Source organism: Brevibacillus halotolerans (assembly GCF_026891775.1).
GTDB lineage: Bacteria > Bacillota > Bacilli > Brevibacillales > Brevibacillaceae > Brevibacillus_B > Brevibacillus_B halotolerans.
The window spans coordinates 87,752-104,460 of sequence record NZ_JAPTNK010000009.1 but is presented as its reverse complement, the minus strand read 5'-3'; the positions used below and the strand labels follow the sequence as shown (position 1 = coordinate 104,460).

The following is a 16,709-nucleotide window of genomic DNA, read 5'->3' as shown; positions in this document are numbered from 1 at the left end:
TTTTAAGTTTTTGTGTAGCAAACAGGTCATTATAGGAAAGATAAGTAGAGACTAAAGAGGTTACTGGGCCAGCCATATTTTGATTAATCGGGATAGTTCTATGATTGAAAAGAAGGAATGAGGCAAAATGACATGAACGAGAGATATGTAGATCATGAAACAGGCGAGATCCTAGGAGAACGCCGTTTGCTGCTCCGCCGTTTTATCTCGTAAAAAAGATGCGATATTCTTTATAAAAAAACACTCTTTCATATGCCTCTCACTTATAGTGAAGCTTGGTAGAAACATTTCCATAAAAAACTGATCAAGAAATGAAAACTAAAGCCTTTTAAAAAATAATTTTCATATATTACGGTTCCCCCTTACTACAATGGGTAGGGTATGTTGTGTTGTGTTGTGTTGTGTATTCTGGCAACAGCGGGGGTTTATCTTTCTCCAGTATCTAGATGAAGATCTTTATTTTTGAGTAGTTAACTTAGTTAACTAGGTTAACCTGATATTTAATATAAAGTGATGAAGTTAACTTGCTTAGAGTACCAGAAGACAATAGCAAAGCCTCTACATCGCTCCTTACACAGGGAGCGTGGATTGAAACCATATGTTTTCCTGCGCAAATCGACTTTGATATGTTCATCCCCCAAAAAATAGGGAAAGGCTTATTTGGTTTGACCAACTGGGTTAGCACTAGGAGGTCTTTATATGTCACTATTATGGGGATACTTCCATCAGACAGTGAGTATGCAAGAAGAATCAAAAAACAAAAGTAATGGTGTCAATGGTTTTCACGCCATCTAGAACTGAAATCTAAAGCCAGAAACATTGTTTGGGAAACAAAATAGCCTTGGATAAGGAGCGATAATAGGGCAATTTTATTGAATCACTTTATCTCCTTAGGATACTTATTTTCTATTTCTGTTTTTTAAGATCAGTCTTGTTATAAGGAACGCTAATACTAGAACGATTAGACCTAAAAGGAAATAAGTTGGACCAATTCCGCTCATATATAATAACCTCCAATAGTTGTCTATTTCTTCCTAATTATGACATTAGATCAACAATTAAACAATTAACAAAAAGGGAAATTTGATATTTATGAGAAAACAGCAAAACGAATAAAATATTACAAAGAACGTTTGTTTGCTGACAACCTGCTGTCGCAAAAATATGGTACTCTTTCCTTAGGGAGTTGACTTCCTCTCATCGATGCAGGTAGATTCGTACCTGGTAAATGGCACGCGGAGAGATCGGACCACAGGCCCGAATATACCCGTTATTACGTAAGGAAAACGGGGAATCGCTTCTCGAAAGGACTCCCAGCCGGTGGGGATGCTATGAAATGAAAGAGCTGTAGCATTCTGCTAAATCATCTAACGTACTAACTCGGAAAGCGTCTTAGCAGGTCTATAAATTGAGAAATATAAGCAATATGTAAGTGTCCGAACAAATTCGGATGCTTGTTTCTGTTTACAGCGATTAGCATTATTAAGAGTATAATCTCTCACTTTCCATCTAACTTCGCTTTTTGACAAGATGGCAAATAATCAGTTAGAACAACAAGAAGAAGTTAAATTAGCTGCACAGTTTCTTTTCAATACTGAGTACAAATTTAATGTTTACTTTCCTCACTTCTAGAATTTATATAGAATGCATTGGCCAGTGGGAACAGGAGTACAAACAACCCAGGTATAAGAAGATAGCGGAGCCTTTTCTCGTCAAAGGATTCGACAAGGATAAATGACGAATTATCTTTTGGAAGGTGATAGCACCTGAATTAAGGTGCAAAATAGAGGGGGGATAGCAAAGCTAAAAGTATGTCAGTTTTTCTACTGGATTGCAATTAATGGATTATGAGACTTTCTACTATGCTATTTTTTCTGATACTATCACTCTTTACACAAGAACGCGGATTGAACAACTGGTCTAGGAACTGGTGGAGATTTTGTCCATAGTAGAGTTATAGATGTCCTACGCGACTACAAATCTCCATACGAAGACAACCGTAACTTGGCCGCTTTACGTGGAACCAAAATGCCTGCAATTTTGACTGAAACAGGTATCATATCCAATAGTTCTGATTTTAAATATTTGAAGTCAAGCTCGGGACAGGATGAGATTGCTAATAAGATTTACAGAGGAGTAAAAGACTGGTGGTTTGTTTAAGGGAGGAATATAAAATGAAGCTAACTCCATTTATTACCGTGCTACTTTCTTTTTTGCTGCTTGCAGCATGTGGAAATCAATCTACTATGAGTCAAAATGTTGATTCGACTCTGAAGAATTTAGCTGTTCAATACATTGAAGCAGAGTACAAGGGTGATAAAGAGTTACTCATGAAAGTAACCGATGAAGAAGCAAAGAAAGCTGTAGAAGAAGATCAACTCACTATCTTTAAAGATCAACGTCTAGATCATATCGTTGATACGAAAGTAGAAAAAATCTCCGATACTGAATATAATTTGGTTGTAACCGTTAGCTCATCTCCAAAAGAAAACGAGCAACCAACAAATTACACCGAGAACTTAACTATTACTAAACATAACGAAGAATGGTTCATTACAAAGGTTGCTAGAGAACAATAGAAGTAAAAAGGAAGGCTATATTAAGCGTTCGAATTCGAGCGTTTTTTATATTCACAACGAGTATCTCTTTTTTGTGTTAATCCAAGTGGAAAAGTTGGCCAAGTTGACTGGGCCAATCCGGTACCAGATTATAAACGGGATCTGTACCGATATGAACACGACAAATTTTCAGCTCCTGGTTTCGTACTCTTGCTTCAGATGCCGTCCAACCGCAGAGAGTGGAAGAAGGTCCTTTGCAAATCGTGGCAAAAGTCGTCAACTTCCACGAGTCAGAGGGATTTGCCATCATTGAAGTAGAGGCTCAAAAAGTCCGTGCCTGGATCAGGAGTTGGGTAAGAGTTTTAATCCAAAGACATGATATGGATACTCATAGAGGTGTCGCCCTGTATGTATTATTCTGGTTCCTGTATAACGGAAGATGGTAACATTTAATCCCATTTTATAGAAAAAACGTTTATAAACTACCATAAAGTACATGATTAATAGTATAATTTATACCATTAAAAGGGTGATTATAATGTGTGGGCGTTTTACACTGTTTGCTAAACCTGATGATCTTAAAGAAAGATATAATTTAGAAGAGATCCCATTTGAACTTAAACCCAGATATAATATAGCTCCATCGGATTATATAGCTGCAATAATTAACCATAATGGCATAAATCACATTGGTCAGCTTAAATGGGGGCTAATTCCATCTTGGGTTAAAGAAGAGAAGACGACTTATAAAATGATTAACGCTAAAGCGGAAACGATTAGAGATAAACCATCCTTTAAAAATTTAATCATCAAAAAACGTTGCATAATTCCAGCTGATGGGTTCTATGAGTGGAAGCGAATTGAAAGTGATAAACAACCAATGAGAATCATGATGAAAGATGAAAGTGTATTCTCATTCGCTGGATTATATGATACTTGGATCAGTCCAAATGGTGAAAGAGTAAATACATGTTCCATAATCACAACCAAGCCTAATGCTTTAATGGGGGACATACATGATCGGATGCCTGTAATACTAAAGCAAGAAGATGAAGCATTGTGGTTAGACAGAGGGATGCAAGAGGGAAATGTATTGGAATCTCTATTGCTATCGTATGATGAAAATCAAATGAAAGCTTACCCTGTTTCGAAAATGGTTGGTAATGTTAGATATGATATTCCTGATTGTATAGCTGAAATTTAAACATGAGAAGACATATAGAGGAAGTAAATTATAGTTTATTTTGTTATTTGGATAGAAAGATAGCCAATAATAGGGAGCGGAAACAGAAGGAGTCATTAAAATAACTATTTAATTAGTTATCACAGATGAAGCTGTGACCCTATTCTTTTATAAGCGTACACTGTTAACATTCTTAGATGCTACCATCATTTTATAAATATGAAAAGGAGAGAGAACGTGATAAACCTAGATGAAGTCCTTCAAAGAATCAAAGAAGATATGATTAAGACATTAGAAGACACAATGCCAGAACATTTATCTAAAAATAAAGATTTATTTGATTCCTATTTTGAAGTATTAAAATCAGTAGAACAATTGATTGAAACAAAAATGAACCACATGTCTAATTACATTACTCAATTAGATGAAAGCTTAAGAAAAAAGAGAACGATTTCTCCAGATGCGGATAGAGTATTAACTAATAAACAAGATGAATTGGAGGATGAGAATCAAGAAGTTACCATTGATTCCTCCGAATCATCTGTACTTGAAACTTATAATGATCAGATACAAACAACTGAAAGGCCAATGTATCTCTTTGAACGAAAAATTTTAGGAGGATATCTTCCAAAAATTAATGCAATTGTTCCAGAGGGAATTGTAAGAAAATTGGGTCTTGAACACCACGATTATGTTTATGCAACTGAAGTGGCTTCTTTTAATCATTTTAAAAAATATCATTATGAACTTGCTAAAAAAGCAGATATTGTAACTCCAATCGATCGGGTTGAATATAAATATTGTCCGATTGAATTGGATGGATCACTTTTGGTTATTCGGAAAAGCTTAGAAACCAATTTAGATATACGAATTGATGGGGTTCCACAATCTATTCGTATACCTGATTTTGAAATTTCGAGAATCAAACCACCTCTAAGCGAGGGAGATATTATTGATATTGCTTTTCCTGATGGAAAGCCAGAATTGTGTAGAATAACATATATCCATCGAGTTGACCATTTAGAAATAGACCAGAAGAGCAGCAAATTTCAAAAAAAAAAGGACATTTACTAAAGATCTAAAATCAGTTGAATTAAATTTAGAAGGAAAACACGTACTAATTGTTGGAAACGATCCTAATAAGGCGCACTATAAAGAAAAAGTTGAATCGAGAGGAGGCATTTTTTTATCGGTTGATGATAAAGATTCCATAACATCCATTGAAGCTTGTGTCAAAAAAGCCGATGTTGTTATCTTGCTTTTGGCTAGGTTAGGACATGTACTCATGAAACAAGTAAAAAAACTTTGTAAAGAGTGGAACGTTCCTTTCGAAACAACATTTAGCATCGGTGCAGATAAAATTACTCAGCTCGTGTCCGAAGCCCTTATTAGTAACTGAGGGATTTAAATTCTATATTGGGGTCCTACCACATCGCCATCAACAACTTAAAATAATTTAGTACCCCCAAAACGAAAAATACGCTATTCTTTCCGTAGATTCATAGGAGAGGATGGCGTTTTTTATGGAAATCTTAGACGAGCTACAGCTTTTTTCTCAAGAGCTCCAGCGTTGCTTAGTGCCTGAAGCTCTTGAAGAGCTTGCCAGAGAAGCTGGTTTTACAAACGGAAAAGTAAAGTACCAGTCTTAGGAGTTAGTTGCACGAACGGTTGTTATATTCCGTGAGGTGAGAAAAATGAAGATATCTTTAAAGCATACTAAAAGTTCTTTGTGGTTATTATCAGGATGGATTATTGGTTAGTTTATAGAAGGACTGGCATTTCACAAGGCTCTAGCCATGAAAAGAAGGCCCAAGACGGTAACTCCAATTCCTGATAGAGCGGCGATAATGGCAACTCTTTGAGGGGTGCGGGTACTGAAGTGTCCTTCTTCCAGCACGACCCGTTGTGCTTCAACCATCTTGTTCAATTGATAGGGGCTTACAAATCGAATCAGGCGGACGCCAGTTGTCCGCCCCATATGTATTGTAATCTTCCCCTTACCGGCGGACATGACTAGACTGGACATCCGTCTGCAGCCGCTGTACGCGGGATCGAGACGATCTTCACGAAGACAAACTCTCCGGTTCCTGACCATCGCCCCTTTGGTATGGCACATCCGGATCATCCTGACTACTGTCTATAGCTGGATCCACTTGCAAAGTAGAGCTGATGGTCAGAGTTTCTTGGCCAGCTCCTCGCTCTAACATTTCTGATTTCAACACAAGCCAACCGAAACATTTTGAAAAATCCTCTGTCTATGCTGCCGCCTTTTTGTGTCGCTTGAAGCCAATCTCCCATTGATCTGCCACATATGGAAGCTGTGGGGGCTCATTGGGCTTGGTCACAATCGGAATGGAAGCTCCGTGGCATACGCCACCGTGAACAACCTGCTACGAATGGAGGACACCTATACGCGCCAGACCTTTTTGATCCGGAATGACTTGATCGAACGATTGAAGAGAGTAGCGGCTACGCAGAAAAAAGGGTTCAAAACACGTTTAATGAATTATGTATTGGAAAAAGAGCTCGACGAGCTCAATCCATCAGGAGAGACCTGAGATGTTTCAGGATCGTTATTTGAATGACCGGCATCCAGCTGATCCTGCGGAATTCGATGTACAAGGGCACCTTGGTGTTCCATAGCCGCAAACGAATCAGGGAAAATACCGATACAAGGTGCTGGAGACGATCATCACGGAAGACACCCATCCTGCGATCATTCCGCAGGACGAGTGGGAGCTGGCTTATCGAAAGGGCGTGGAAGACAAAAGGACAGACGGCAGGCATTCACCCGCCAGAAACCGGCTGCCAAAACCAGGGCTACCACGCTCAAGGACCTGCTGTTCTGCGGGATATGCGGAAATAAGCTTGAGATTCAAAAGGAGAAAAATGGGGTTCTGATCATCAGACACTGCAGACATAAGAGGCCTGACAGCGGCAGGGATTGTAACAACTAGGGAGTGAAGCTGAATCTGCTGGAAGAAGAAGTACTACTGGAGCTCTGGAGACACCAGAAGCAGCTGGTGATTCATCATCTACAGCAGCAGAAGGAAAGCCTCCTGATGGAACTCCAGGAACGTCGGAGTCTCATTGAACATCAGCTGCGGGAGAATGAGCAGGTACAGTCGATGCTGGCAGAAGCAGCACAGGTCATAAGATCGGCCGCTTTGATATGCTTAAATCCATCCCCTAAACGCCTCCTTTATCTTCCTACCATTCCCAATTATGCGGTATACTAATAATGAACCAAAATACCACTATATATTGTTAGTCCAACCAACAATCATCGGGGGAGTCTTATGGAACAATGGTTTTATTTCCTACGAAGCCCTCTGGACGACTTGGATGCAACGATCCAAGAATTGATTTATCGTTCCTTTTACCAATTCGTCTATAGGGATGTCTATTTCATGGTTTGTGACCACTCGCATTCAGAAGACATCATTCTGGAGGCTTTTCTAAAAGCTATTAAAAACGGTCCTAAAATGCGCTCTAACACTAACATTCCCGCTTGGATCAAGTTACTAGCACGCAATACTGCCCTGGATTTTTTACGAAAATCTAAACGAGATCGTCAGGTATTGGCGGAATCTTACGTTAATATTAGTGAGACGTTTTTTGATGAAGTAAGTGTCGCATATGAAGTGGAAACTAAGCAACGAGACGAAGTTCTATATCAGGCCAGACGCTGCGCCATTTTTGGCTAAATAGTTCGCGGCTGAAAAGATGGAATCCCAAAGGTTCCACATACTGTCATGGGCCGTATCTACGCCATATCCGGCTTTCATGGCCAAGTTCAACTTTTCATTTTCCGAAAATGACTTTATTTTACTCAATTTTGTAACATTTTCCATGTTTTTACGTCTAACTATCGAAAGCACATTAGGAGGTTTAGCAATTGAAAAAAATTGTGCTTCTATTATCTACTGTTCTCATTTTTTCTAGTGGAATAACAGCATGCTCAAACGGATCGACATCAAATTCTGCAAAACAAGAGCAATCAAAAGCAGGAACACCTATTTCTTCTTATTCAAATGTTGTAGATGACATTAATTAGTCAACTTCCGGTTTATTGAGCAAATCTTCCAGTTAGCAAGCGAGTAAACAGGCGAAAACATAACTTTATAGTGGGAGTGTGAAATATGAAAAAAATATTATTGGTTTGTATTATGATAATGTTGATGCTAGCATCGGCTTGTGGAAATGTTGAAACGACATCAAATCCAAATACTTCTAGTGAGCATAAACCTGAAACGGAAGAGTCTATTATTCCAAAAAACACATCCGAATATTGTACTGTAGAACGTATAAGTTTGGATAGTGAAACTGAAAAATATTTCTATGGAACTTGGAAAGTTGAGAAGCTTTTAGGATTTGCAAAATCATATAATGATGCTTCTGAATATCCAACAGGGCAAAAATTTATTGGAGATGAAATTATAATCAAAAAAGACTTTTTTTCATCAAAAGGACTTAAAAACTATAGTAATTATCAATATGAACTAAAAAATCCATTATATGAGATTACAGCGACATGCTATAACTCTGACTCTTTTTATAGATTATATAAAATAGATATCCCTGGCTTAAATATAAATGATGTAGTAAAAGCAATAGATATAAGTGACCCTTCTACAAAACTTAGCATACCTGTAAGTGTAAGTTTTTTTGTTGTTAATAACGATAGGCTTATCTTGTTATCAGAGGCAACTATTTTTGAGCTTAAAAAAATTACTGATTAAATGAATTAAGGTTATGTAATAAGTTCAGTACTAATAGAATAGAAAATATCCAGGAAGGTAAGGGTATCCTATAAGCGATTCTGAAAATGCCTGTGAATATAATTTTTTAAACAAGAAAGGTCAGCCTAAAGGCTGACCTTTCTTGTTTATGTCGTAAAACGATTAAACTATAGTGTATATACTGGATATTTATGAGTATACATCATGCCTTTACAAAATAAAGTTGCTTCTTCATTTCTTCTTTTTTGTAAATTTCTATCATATGAAAATGCTTTGCTGACTAATTTTGAACAAGTATCAATTTGACTTTGTAAAAGTGGACCAACAAAAGTTGGATATATATGCGCATTGGCAAGCATAGCTTTTACATCATTGGTTGCTAGCACCCCAGGACCTGCATTAAAAGTGAGCGAAACAAGTGCATCAAACTGAGATTGTGAAAATTTATGACCTTTAGGAAGTACCAATTTATTTACTGCCGCTACAGCACTTGCAGTATCATTAGCAAAAAAAGTATTTGCTTGAGACTGAGAAATTGGTGAAGTATAACCTAGATTTAAAGATTTTGATAGAGCATCAGCTTCTGCTTGGGATAGAAGAGAATCATTTGGATTACCTGTTGTATTTTTAGTATATGTTTTAGTCAATGTAATCAAATGTCCCCATCCAACTGTTGGATACCCATAAGGATCTCCATAAAATTTCAAGGAAAGTCCCTCATGTTTTTTGATAAGGTTTGCTCCATCTGTGCCTAAAGAAAAATTTCCTGCCATATTAAGAACCTCCAATGAATTTTTGTTTTTTTATGAGAGCCGCGCGCGCTGTATTTGCTTCTCATATATAAGGGAAATTTAAGAGAATCTTTAACAACCGGTTATAAAAGAATTTTTTAGATTTCGTTTTTCTCTTCATCTTGATTAAGGATGAGCTCCAGGAACTCTAATGTAATTGCCGAAATGACATCTTGGGTTGGCAAATAGATGAAGTTGCTGACACGTTTAATATCTTCCTTATAAAGCTCGATCAGCTGCATCATAGCTGCGGTGTCCTTTTGTCGGGCTGCCCGAATAAGTCTTAGTAGTTCGCGATCTGGGATAATTGTTGAATCATTTTTCTTTTCCATTTGTTCACCGCCTGCTGGCTCATTTGTAGGTTTTTAGCTACTTCTGCTTCTGTGCGGCCTTGGAGGTATATTTGGTCTATAATCGTCTTGCCCTGAGGAGGAAGGGAATCTAGCAGCTGCCGAATCCATATTTTGTTCTCAGATGCATTCGTAAAATTTATGTAGGATGGAATACTGTCGTAGATAGGGTCCTCTTGATTTCGTATCTTCTTTGCTCTGTATTGCACTCTCCAGCCGATACGATAGATCTCGCGTTTGTAGCGTTCATAAATTTCGTGCTGTTCATCCATTACCTCTCGTCCCCTTTCGTTACTAAAAGTTACCCTTATATAAATAGGGAAAATTTAGGCTCTGTTTTACAACCAAGGGAACAAATGTTCCCGTATTATTATACCATTTTTCCCTATATTTAGTTGTGATTTGAGTGATTAAACTTCCCTAAATATAGAGGCTTTTGTGGAAGGGGGGGATGGTATGGAAGTGGCAGATATTGTGTCAATGATTGCGAACGTTGGCTTCCCAGTTACACTCTGCTTTATCTTGATACGTTATGTGTTAGATACAATAGGAGAGCGGCTGGATAGCCTGGATGCCTCGTTAAAACAACTTGCCGATGCTATTCAGTCGGTCCAGCGTAAAAATGAACAGGAATAGCTAAACGACTTTCTGCCTCTATGAGATTCTACTGATGAGGGAATTGAAATTAACGCACATGTCATGGAACCGAGTGAAGTTCAATCGATATTGGGCCAATTTTCGGGCGTTGAATTAAAGAAAGCAAATGAAATAAATAAGGAATCTGATTCTCCTTATTTTTATAACGTTATTATCCGTCAGAAGAGTGATGATTCTGAAGTTTACAGTTTTATGGTTTATAACCAAAAATCAACCTCAATCAGGGAGAACAATCATACTCATAACTACACGATAACCAATGATTTCGACTTTGATGCTTTTAGGGCTTCGATCGATAAGCTTTATTCCGCTAAATAATACGATGTGAAGAAGGGCAGCCGTTTAGGAGCGATGCCACTGAAAAACATAGCTTTTCAAAGGCCAAAAGAAAATTCATCAAAAAAGACGGCATTTCATTCGAAAATACGTGAATGAATGCCGTCTTTTCGCTTACTATCACGAGATGGGAGGAGGATTATTCCTCCGTCAGCTTCAATATTCGTTTTAAGTTCACTGCAAATATGGCCATCGCTCCTTGGATTTCCATACCAACGTGAGTAAGACATGATTAGAAGAATAGCAGGTAAAAATATCGACCATTTAAACCTTTTGAGACGGTCCATTATCTTGGAATCGATAATTGTAGCTATTGTGCGGATTGTCGCGAAAAACTTAGACCTGGTGAAGAAGATGACCCGAATGATATGGCGGATGGGTTCCAGCATTATACGTAGGCTTTCATGAGGAAGGCCGAGAGAACATTCTTCAGCTTATTAAGCTCTGGAACGAAAAGAACCAAGAAACTTATAACTCGGAACATCAGATTAGTGTATCGAAATAGGTTGGAATCCATGTAAAATCCTCATAATTCTGTCAAACGCCAAGCCTTTATTAGCTTGGCGTTAGGATTCTCATGACCCGAGTTTGTTGCGCCTCTAGGTGCGTGTAGGGTATTTTTAGCTTTTCAAGAGAGGATCAATTATATGAGCAAAAGAAGATTAACGTTTGTTCTCTTACTATCTTTTTGCATCACTTTATTTTTTGTATATCATAAATCAAGTGAAACATTAATTTATGTATCAGCTAGTGGAGGGAGTGACCCACCCTTATAAAAGGGGAATTATAGATAAGCAAAATAGTATTGATGTGTAGTAGATCCGAATGATATATACCGATCCCTCAGATGGAACCATTATAAACTCACAACCAGGAATCCATTATTTGAATAGGAAATAAGCGTTAGATTTTGTACGGCACCCGGCATGATGCTCTAAGATTAAATTACTTTTCTAGTGAGGTGCAGCCAATCTCCTTCCATTTTGGAAATTATTGGCCAAAGTGTTCAAACAGATATACCTAAAGAGGATATTCAGCAGCTGGCCCTTGCTTATATAGGCACATCACCCACAAATAATACTACCTTACAGCCAATGCTTATTAGGATAAGAAACAACCTTTACTATTATTTCGGATAAGAGCTTAAAATCTCTTTGATTCCATTTACAACTTTAATTCAATCTAAATCCCTTACAGCAGACATCGTTAGGGGATTTACTATTTAGATTTATAGATTTACTTAGTTTTTCTATTCATTTTTTCTACGTGCCGCATACTTTATTTATATTTGTACTTCACTCCTTTTTTAGCATGTTTTAAAAAGTTTCTTAGTACCCCCTTAACGGGGGACCAACATACGATTCATAAAACCAAGCAATGAAGCTGAATAACTATTAAGTACGTATCATATTGCTCAAATGCTGACAAGTAAATTAACACGTAGGGAATTAAAAAAGATTGCGCCAAACGTAAAGATTGAAAGAACAACTATACAACTCTATTCCACTAATATAGTAAATCCCCTAACGATGTTTATTGAAAATCTATTATTTGGGATTTACCTTTTTCCTCTCCCCTATATCATCATTTTTTATCTAATGGCATAATTTTTCTTCTATAGGTATAATGAAGAACATATATTCCTTTTTAATTGAAGGAGGATCTTCATGGTTGAAAAAATAAAAAACCTACAAAAAGTAGGCTTTTCTCAAAAAGAATTCTTTTATATCTTCGTATTAACAGAACTCCGGAAGGAAAATCAATATATTAGTTCTATGTTTTTAAATCTCCAAAACACGTTTCCAGCAAAAAAGCATTCACGTTCCCAATTTTATCGTGTTGTAAAAGAAATGGATGAGTCTTATCGCTGGATTGAGCCTCTCCCAACAAAAGGAAACAAAATAATGTACCGGATAACACAACCTGGTTCTTTACTCTTAGATAATTACAAGTCCACTTTTTATCTCAATTATTCTTCTCTTCTTATTACCTGCGAAAGGTTTTTACATAAAAACGGCCATACAACATTTCCTGATTTAACTGAAGAACAGCAGCGATATTTTAGTAAGATAATTGACGTGAAAGAATTACTATTTTACTTTATTTTAAAAAGACTTTGTAGTACCAAAAAAAGATATTATGGCTCTGAGATTCGCCAGGAATTAAAAAGCCTGTATGGATGGTATTCCAGTGAAGGCTATCTCTATGATGTTCTTCATCAAATGGAAGCTAGCCTATTAATTGAAAGTCAATGGAATGATATCGAGAGAAGACGAAAAAAATATTTTAAAATTACAATAAAAGGGATCAAAGCGTTTCCTACTATCGAGCAAAATACCCATTATAAGCTTCAACAAATTCATCAATTTATTTCTGATATTCTTACTCTATTTAATAGAGCATAGTTTCCATTTATCTTTGTTTTAATATCCAATTAACAAATTTTACTGATTTTGAGTATATTTTGCTATCATTATTCGGATTCCAATATACTTCTAAATCTTTTAAAGGAAAAGACTGCTTCCTATGAGTTAACACTAGATTTATTTTAAATGGAATGCTTTAATATGAAGTAAGAATGATAAAAACGACAAACCCTATACGCTTGAGGGAAGCCCCCCATGCTTAGTCTTTTAGACAAAGTATGGGGGGCTTTTTATTTTGCAAGAGGACGGTGTAGAATTTTGACCAAAGATAATCAGTTGCATAATATCAGATCCTCCTCCACAATAAGGAAAGAGGGGGGAAAGAGTATGTCCGTCAAACTCCAGAAAGCTTTACACACTTTCATTGATAAGATAATTAATATTGAAGATATGAACCTTTCAGATAGAGAAGTAACTGCACTTAAAGAAGAAATTATCGGAGAAGCTGCAGATCATTTATTCCGTTTCAAAAAAAATGAACTAACAGCAGTTGAAAATGACTTGTTGAAAAAAAGAACCCTTTCAACTAACGTCGATTCCGAAACCATTAAAATGATTGATTATGGTTTACGGATCATTAACGATGCACTGGAGAAGAGAAAAAAGAGCTATAGAAATCCAGATCATCAAGTGAGTACTAATGTTCTAACGCATGGGGCCGTTTTGTGGGTTGGAGAAAAAAATAAAAAAGATCAATGTAAACAACGAATTATTACAGTAAAAGAAAACAACGGTAACAAGCTTACTTATCAAAATGATCGCGGAAGATTCCTAAGTATGTATGATACCAAAGTCTTTCTTTCATTGCATAAGATCTGGGAACTTAAAGGAAAACAAAAAGAATTCAGATTTACTGAGTATGAGCTACTACAACAATTAGGAGGAGGAGTCAGCGGGAGAGAATACAATATGGTAAAAGAATCTCTAGAGAATTTGTTTAATACTTCTGTTATCATGCAAGCTTTTTATATTAAGCAGAAGAACAAAAAGATTCTTACACAAAAATTTCATCTAGTTCAATCGCAAGGTAAACTAGAACATACCTCTGAAAATGATGTAGTATACTCATGCGAACATATCATTCAGTTCTCAGATTATCTCCATCTATCATTAATAGAAGGATATGTTAGTTATATTAGTTTAGCTATGATAGATGATCTAAGGGGACTTGCTGCACAAGCTCTTTATATCACTTTATGTGGCGATCAATTAACAGCAGAAGGTTGTTTTCAGTATGGTATTGCTGAATTAGCTGAGAGAATTGGGTTGTCAGCTGAATTGCCTTTAAAAAAACATAAGCAAACACTGAAAAAAGCATTTGAGGAACTAATTTCTGCTGAGATCTTACATAATTATATTTTTATCAAAGATAATGATACGGTTAGACTTTATCCAACCGATTGGTTTAAGTCTGTAGTGGTTTCTTCTGATACAGCTCTTTCCGTTGAAGATAATAATGAGCTATCAACACTTTTAGAGCAAGTTATTAATGACCAGTTAGTTTTACCTCTATAAACTGTGAGTTTAGGTATTTGACCATACAAACAAAAAATGCCAGTATCTGTTATAATTAGGATTACTGACTCTTCTATTTTACTTGTACATAGATTTCAACATTTCATCTATGTACAATTTGAATATTGGGATGAGATACATCATGAAGATGCGGAAATTGAAGCTCTCGAAAGTGCGTACGAAGATCTAGGTGAAGGGTAAGAAATTAGTGTCCTTAATTGGACTCCTTTTTTGTTAATTGTATACATTAGGCTCCTTAACGTCTTCCTCGCCAGTTGTAATATTACCTATTAAAAGAGCATTGTAGTTATTAAAGTACCATTGATATCCACTAAAGATTACGTTAAGATAAAAATATCAATTGATAATTTGCAATTTTTATTTATTCGTCAACCTAAAACCTAATGCATATCTTTCTCTAGATGAGGAGTTCACCAAAGAAAGCAATGCCGGTTTTGTAAGGGAAGCAAAGTGTAGGTTTCCAAGTTAGCATACTGAAAGAATGATCAAATGCTAGATCAGTACCAATTTTCCTAATTTATAGGAATTCCTTTCCCTAAATTGGTCATAATTAATTAATAGTAAGCATTGTAGCAGTTTACTAGTTATTATTTTTTTATCCACCAGTTAACTAAGTAAACTAGGTTAACCTATTGATAATACTAAGTTTTAAAGTTAACCAAAAGAAAGAAGGGAAATTCTATGGCAGAAACGACAAAAGGCTTTAAAATGACAGATGAGTTAAAAAGCAAAATTAATAGCACTATTGAAACATCTGGAATGACAGATAAAGAGTGGATTGAAGCTGTAACCAACCTCTGGGTGATGCAAGATATGAAAGCAGGAATGCTGGACTTCAAGAAAGATATTTCAGAGATAGAACTACATACCAATAGAATTAATGAAGTAGTAATCAATATGATTCAACGATCCGCTTTTGAAAAAGAAGAGATACATCGTAAAGCTGAAGAATGGAAAGAGTCAAAGAATCTAATGATTGAGGAATGTCATATAGAAATTAGCGATTTAAAAAAGGACCTACAAGCTGCTATGGAGGAAGTAGAACGGTTTAAACAAATGAAAGATGAAGCTGAACGTCTTGTCCGGCAGATGGAAGAATCCAGTGAAAATAATAAGCTTTTAATTCAGGAATACAAAGAGAAAAACGATACGTTAACCGGTCTCGTAAATGATTTTCGCCAAGGCTATGAAGAGAGTAAGTCATTTAAAGACCAAGTTATCCAGTTAACACAACAAAACGAAAAACTTCAAGAGGAACTGAGAAAAGAAAGTGCAATTCTTCAAAACAAAGAAGAAATTCATAAAGAAATTCTTCGACAAACGAAAGAACGTCATCAATCCGAACTCGAACGTATTATCGAAAAGAAAGATGTTGAAAAAGAACGTGAACTATTACACCTCCGAACTGAGTTTCAGGACAAACTCCAAAAAGCAAATGAAGAATCCACAGCTAAAATTCAAGCTCTATATGAACGGATTGAACAAATTAGAAACGAACATGAAGAAGAGCTAACTAAACCAAAAAAGAAATGAACTGCTAAAATTTTACGCTAAATTAGAAAAAACATAAACCGGTAGTCCTTAGCTGATAGGATACCGGTATTTTTTTATTTAGTATTGGAGTACCACAACAAAGTGCGGATTTTATACACTAGTTTTCCAGAGGTCAAACAGCACATAGTACCAGAATAAGACCAAGTTCAATTTTTGAGGCCTTTTGCAAATTTGTAGAAAAAATAATGGGTATTTTTTTAGCCTAATAGTACTCACAAGTACGAGGGGTTAATCTCTGAATCTATTTTTTTAAGGTACTTACAAGTACGAGGGATGAAGGCTAATAATAAATATAAGTACTTAAAAGTACGAGGGTGATATTCAGCTCTCCCTGATAACTATGCTGGGATGAAGGCGGTACTCACAAGTACGAGGGTATATTCAGCTCTCCTTGATAACTATGCTGGGATGAAGGTGGTACTCACAAGTACGAGGGTATATTCAGTTCTCCCTGATAACTATACTGAGATAAAAACGGTACTCATAAGTACGAGGGTTTAACCATCGAATATCTAAGTTAGGTACTTAGAAGTACGAGGGATAGGTACTCACAAGTACAAACATTTAGTACTCAGA

General features: G+C 36.3%; 18 protein-coding genes. 15 read left to right on the top strand and 3 right to left on the bottom strand.

Going from position 1 to position 16,709, the window contains the following annotated elements; translation table 11 throughout:
• Window positions 1-2,004: 2,004 nt before the first annotated feature.
• The 11 genes from O0550_RS24695 to O0550_RS13120 all read left to right on the top strand — a co-directional run bounded on the left by O0550_RS24695 (window position 2,005) and on the right by O0550_RS13120 (window position 8,483).
• Window positions 2,005-2,160, top strand: coding sequence for an N-acetylmuramoyl-L-alanine amidase family protein (locus O0550_RS24695; protein WP_396125767.1), 156 nt, complete (start codon window positions 2,005-2,007; stop codon window positions 2,158-2,160).
• A 14-nt stretch (window positions 2,161-2,174) separates the two neighbouring features.
• Window positions 2,175-2,579, top strand: a complete 405-nt coding sequence (locus O0550_RS13160; RefSeq protein ID WP_258426551.1) for a hypothetical protein — start codon at window positions 2,175-2,177, stop codon at window positions 2,577-2,579.
• A 517-nt stretch (window positions 2,580-3,096) separates the two neighbouring features.
• Complete coding sequence (locus tag O0550_RS13155) at window positions 3,097-3,762, top strand: SOS response-associated peptidase (RefSeq protein ID WP_258426550.1); 666 nt, start codon at window positions 3,097-3,099, stop codon at window positions 3,760-3,762.
• Window positions 3,763-3,978: 216 nt separating this feature from the next.
• On the top strand, window positions 3,979-4,815 hold the full coding sequence (locus tag O0550_RS13150; protein WP_258426549.1) for a DUF2325 domain-containing protein: 837 nt from the start codon (window positions 3,979-3,981) through the stop codon (window positions 4,813-4,815).
• A gap of 46 nt (window positions 4,816-4,861) precedes the next feature.
• Complete coding sequence (locus tag O0550_RS24690) at window positions 4,862-5,140, top strand: DUF2325 domain-containing protein (RefSeq protein ID WP_373986213.1); 279 nt, start codon at window positions 4,862-4,864, stop codon at window positions 5,138-5,140.
• A gap of 124 nt (window positions 5,141-5,264) precedes the next feature.
• Window positions 5,265-5,390 carry a hypothetical protein gene (locus O0550_RS13145; RefSeq protein WP_003345915.1) on the top strand — a complete coding sequence of 42 codons (126 nt, stop codon included), beginning with the start codon at window positions 5,265-5,267 and terminating at the stop codon, window positions 5,388-5,390.
• Window positions 5,391-6,104: 714 nt separating this feature from the next.
• On the top strand, window positions 6,105-6,299 hold the full coding sequence (locus O0550_RS13140; protein ID WP_258426548.1) for a hypothetical protein: 195 nt from the start codon (window positions 6,105-6,107) through the stop codon (window positions 6,297-6,299).
• A 504-nt stretch (window positions 6,300-6,803) separates the two neighbouring features.
• Window positions 6,804-6,980 (top strand): hypothetical protein, encoded by a 177-nt coding sequence (locus O0550_RS13135; protein WP_258426547.1) that lies wholly within the window; start codon window positions 6,804-6,806, stop codon window positions 6,978-6,980.
• A gap of 60 nt (window positions 6,981-7,040) precedes the next feature.
• Complete coding sequence (locus O0550_RS13130; RefSeq protein WP_258426546.1) at window positions 7,041-7,448, top strand: RNA polymerase sigma factor; 408 nt, start codon at window positions 7,041-7,043, stop codon at window positions 7,446-7,448.
• A gap of 191 nt (window positions 7,449-7,639) precedes the next feature.
• A complete protein-coding gene (locus O0550_RS13125; RefSeq protein ID WP_258426545.1) occupies window positions 7,640-7,798 on the top strand; it encodes a hypothetical protein in 159 nt (52 codons plus the stop codon).
• An 85-nt stretch (window positions 7,799-7,883) separates the two neighbouring features.
• Window positions 7,884-8,483, top strand: a complete 600-nt coding sequence (locus O0550_RS13120) for a hypothetical protein (protein ID WP_258426544.1) — start codon at window positions 7,884-7,886, stop codon at window positions 8,481-8,483.
• Between the two features lie 167 nt (window positions 8,484-8,650).
• Here O0550_RS13120 and O0550_RS13115 read toward each other — a convergent pair whose 3' ends face one another.
• From O0550_RS13115 to O0550_RS13105, 3 genes are all read right to left on the bottom strand, one after another.
• Window positions 8,651-9,256 (bottom strand): lysozyme, encoded by a 606-nt coding sequence (locus O0550_RS13115; protein WP_258426543.1) that lies wholly within the window; start codon window positions 9,254-9,256, stop codon window positions 8,651-8,653.
• A gap of 116 nt (window positions 9,257-9,372) precedes the next feature.
• Window positions 9,373-9,606, bottom strand: a complete 234-nt coding sequence (locus tag O0550_RS13110) for a hypothetical protein (protein ID WP_140575818.1) — start codon at window positions 9,604-9,606, stop codon at window positions 9,373-9,375.
• A complete protein-coding gene (locus O0550_RS13105) occupies window positions 9,558-9,896 on the bottom strand; it encodes a sigma-70 family RNA polymerase sigma factor (protein ID WP_140575820.1) in 339 nt (112 codons plus the stop codon). The genes O0550_RS13110 and O0550_RS13105 overlap by 49 nt, the downstream gene beginning before the upstream one ends.
• 184 nt (window positions 9,897-10,080) lie before the next feature.
• Between O0550_RS13105 and O0550_RS13100 the strand changes: the two genes are divergently transcribed.
• The 4 genes from O0550_RS13100 (at window position 10,081) to O0550_RS13085 (ending at window position 16,112) form a co-directional block, all read left to right on the top strand.
• On the top strand, window positions 10,081-10,260 hold the full coding sequence (locus O0550_RS13100; protein ID WP_140575822.1) for a hypothetical protein: 180 nt from the start codon (window positions 10,081-10,083) through the stop codon (window positions 10,258-10,260).
• Between the two features lie 2,024 nt (window positions 10,261-12,284).
• On the top strand, window positions 12,285-13,022 hold the full coding sequence (locus tag O0550_RS13095) for a PadR family transcriptional regulator (RefSeq protein ID WP_258426542.1): 738 nt from the start codon (window positions 12,285-12,287) through the stop codon (window positions 13,020-13,022).
• A 348-nt stretch (window positions 13,023-13,370) separates the two neighbouring features.
• Window positions 13,371-14,558, top strand: a complete 1,188-nt coding sequence (locus O0550_RS13090; RefSeq protein ID WP_003345919.1) for a replication initiator protein A — start codon at window positions 13,371-13,373, stop codon at window positions 14,556-14,558.
• 702 nt (window positions 14,559-15,260) lie between these two features.
• Window positions 15,261-16,112: a hypothetical protein gene (locus O0550_RS13085; RefSeq protein WP_258426541.1), complete on the top strand. Its 852-nt coding sequence runs from the start codon at window positions 15,261-15,263 to the stop codon at window positions 16,110-16,112.
• Window positions 16,113-16,709: the final 597 nt, after the last annotated feature.

What these genes read in the sequence shown, in the direction of transcription:
- O0550_RS13085 (WP_258426541.1), top strand. Translation starts at nt 15,261, where the DNA reads ATGGCAGAAACGACAAAAGGCTTTAAAATGACAGATGAGTTAAAAAGC.
- O0550_RS13130 (WP_258426546.1), top strand. Translation starts at nt 7,041, where the DNA reads ATGGAACAATGGTTTTATTTCCTACGAAGCCCTCTGGACGACTTGGAT.
- O0550_RS13115 (WP_258426543.1), bottom strand. Translation starts at nt 9,256, where the DNA reads ATGGCAGGAAATTTTTCTTTAGGCACAGATGGAGCAAACCTTATCAAA.
- O0550_RS13135 (WP_258426547.1), top strand. Translation starts at nt 6,804, where the DNA reads ATGGAACTCCAGGAACGTCGGAGTCTCATTGAACATCAGCTGCGGGAG.
- O0550_RS13160 (WP_258426551.1), top strand. Translation starts at nt 2,175, where the DNA reads ATGAAGCTAACTCCATTTATTACCGTGCTACTTTCTTTTTTGCTGCTT.
- O0550_RS13120 (WP_258426544.1), top strand. Translation starts at nt 7,884, where the DNA reads ATGAAAAAAATATTATTGGTTTGTATTATGATAATGTTGATGCTAGCA.
- O0550_RS13145 (WP_003345915.1), top strand. Translation starts at nt 5,265, where the DNA reads ATGGAAATCTTAGACGAGCTACAGCTTTTTTCTCAAGAGCTCCAGCGT.
- O0550_RS13090 (WP_003345919.1), top strand. Translation starts at nt 13,371, where the DNA reads ATGTCCGTCAAACTCCAGAAAGCTTTACACACTTTCATTGATAAGATA.
- O0550_RS13105 (WP_140575820.1), bottom strand. Translation starts at nt 9,896, where the DNA reads ATGGATGAACAGCACGAAATTTATGAACGCTACAAACGCGAGATCTAT.
- O0550_RS13095 (WP_258426542.1), top strand. Translation starts at nt 12,285, where the DNA reads ATGGTTGAAAAAATAAAAAACCTACAAAAAGTAGGCTTTTCTCAAAAA.
- O0550_RS13155 (WP_258426550.1), top strand. Translation starts at nt 3,097, where the DNA reads ATGTGTGGGCGTTTTACACTGTTTGCTAAACCTGATGATCTTAAAGAA.
- O0550_RS13100 (WP_140575822.1), top strand. Translation starts at nt 10,081, where the DNA reads ATGGAAGTGGCAGATATTGTGTCAATGATTGCGAACGTTGGCTTCCCA.
- O0550_RS13110 (WP_140575818.1), bottom strand. Translation starts at nt 9,606, where the DNA reads ATGGAAAAGAAAAATGATTCAACAATTATCCCAGATCGCGAACTACTA.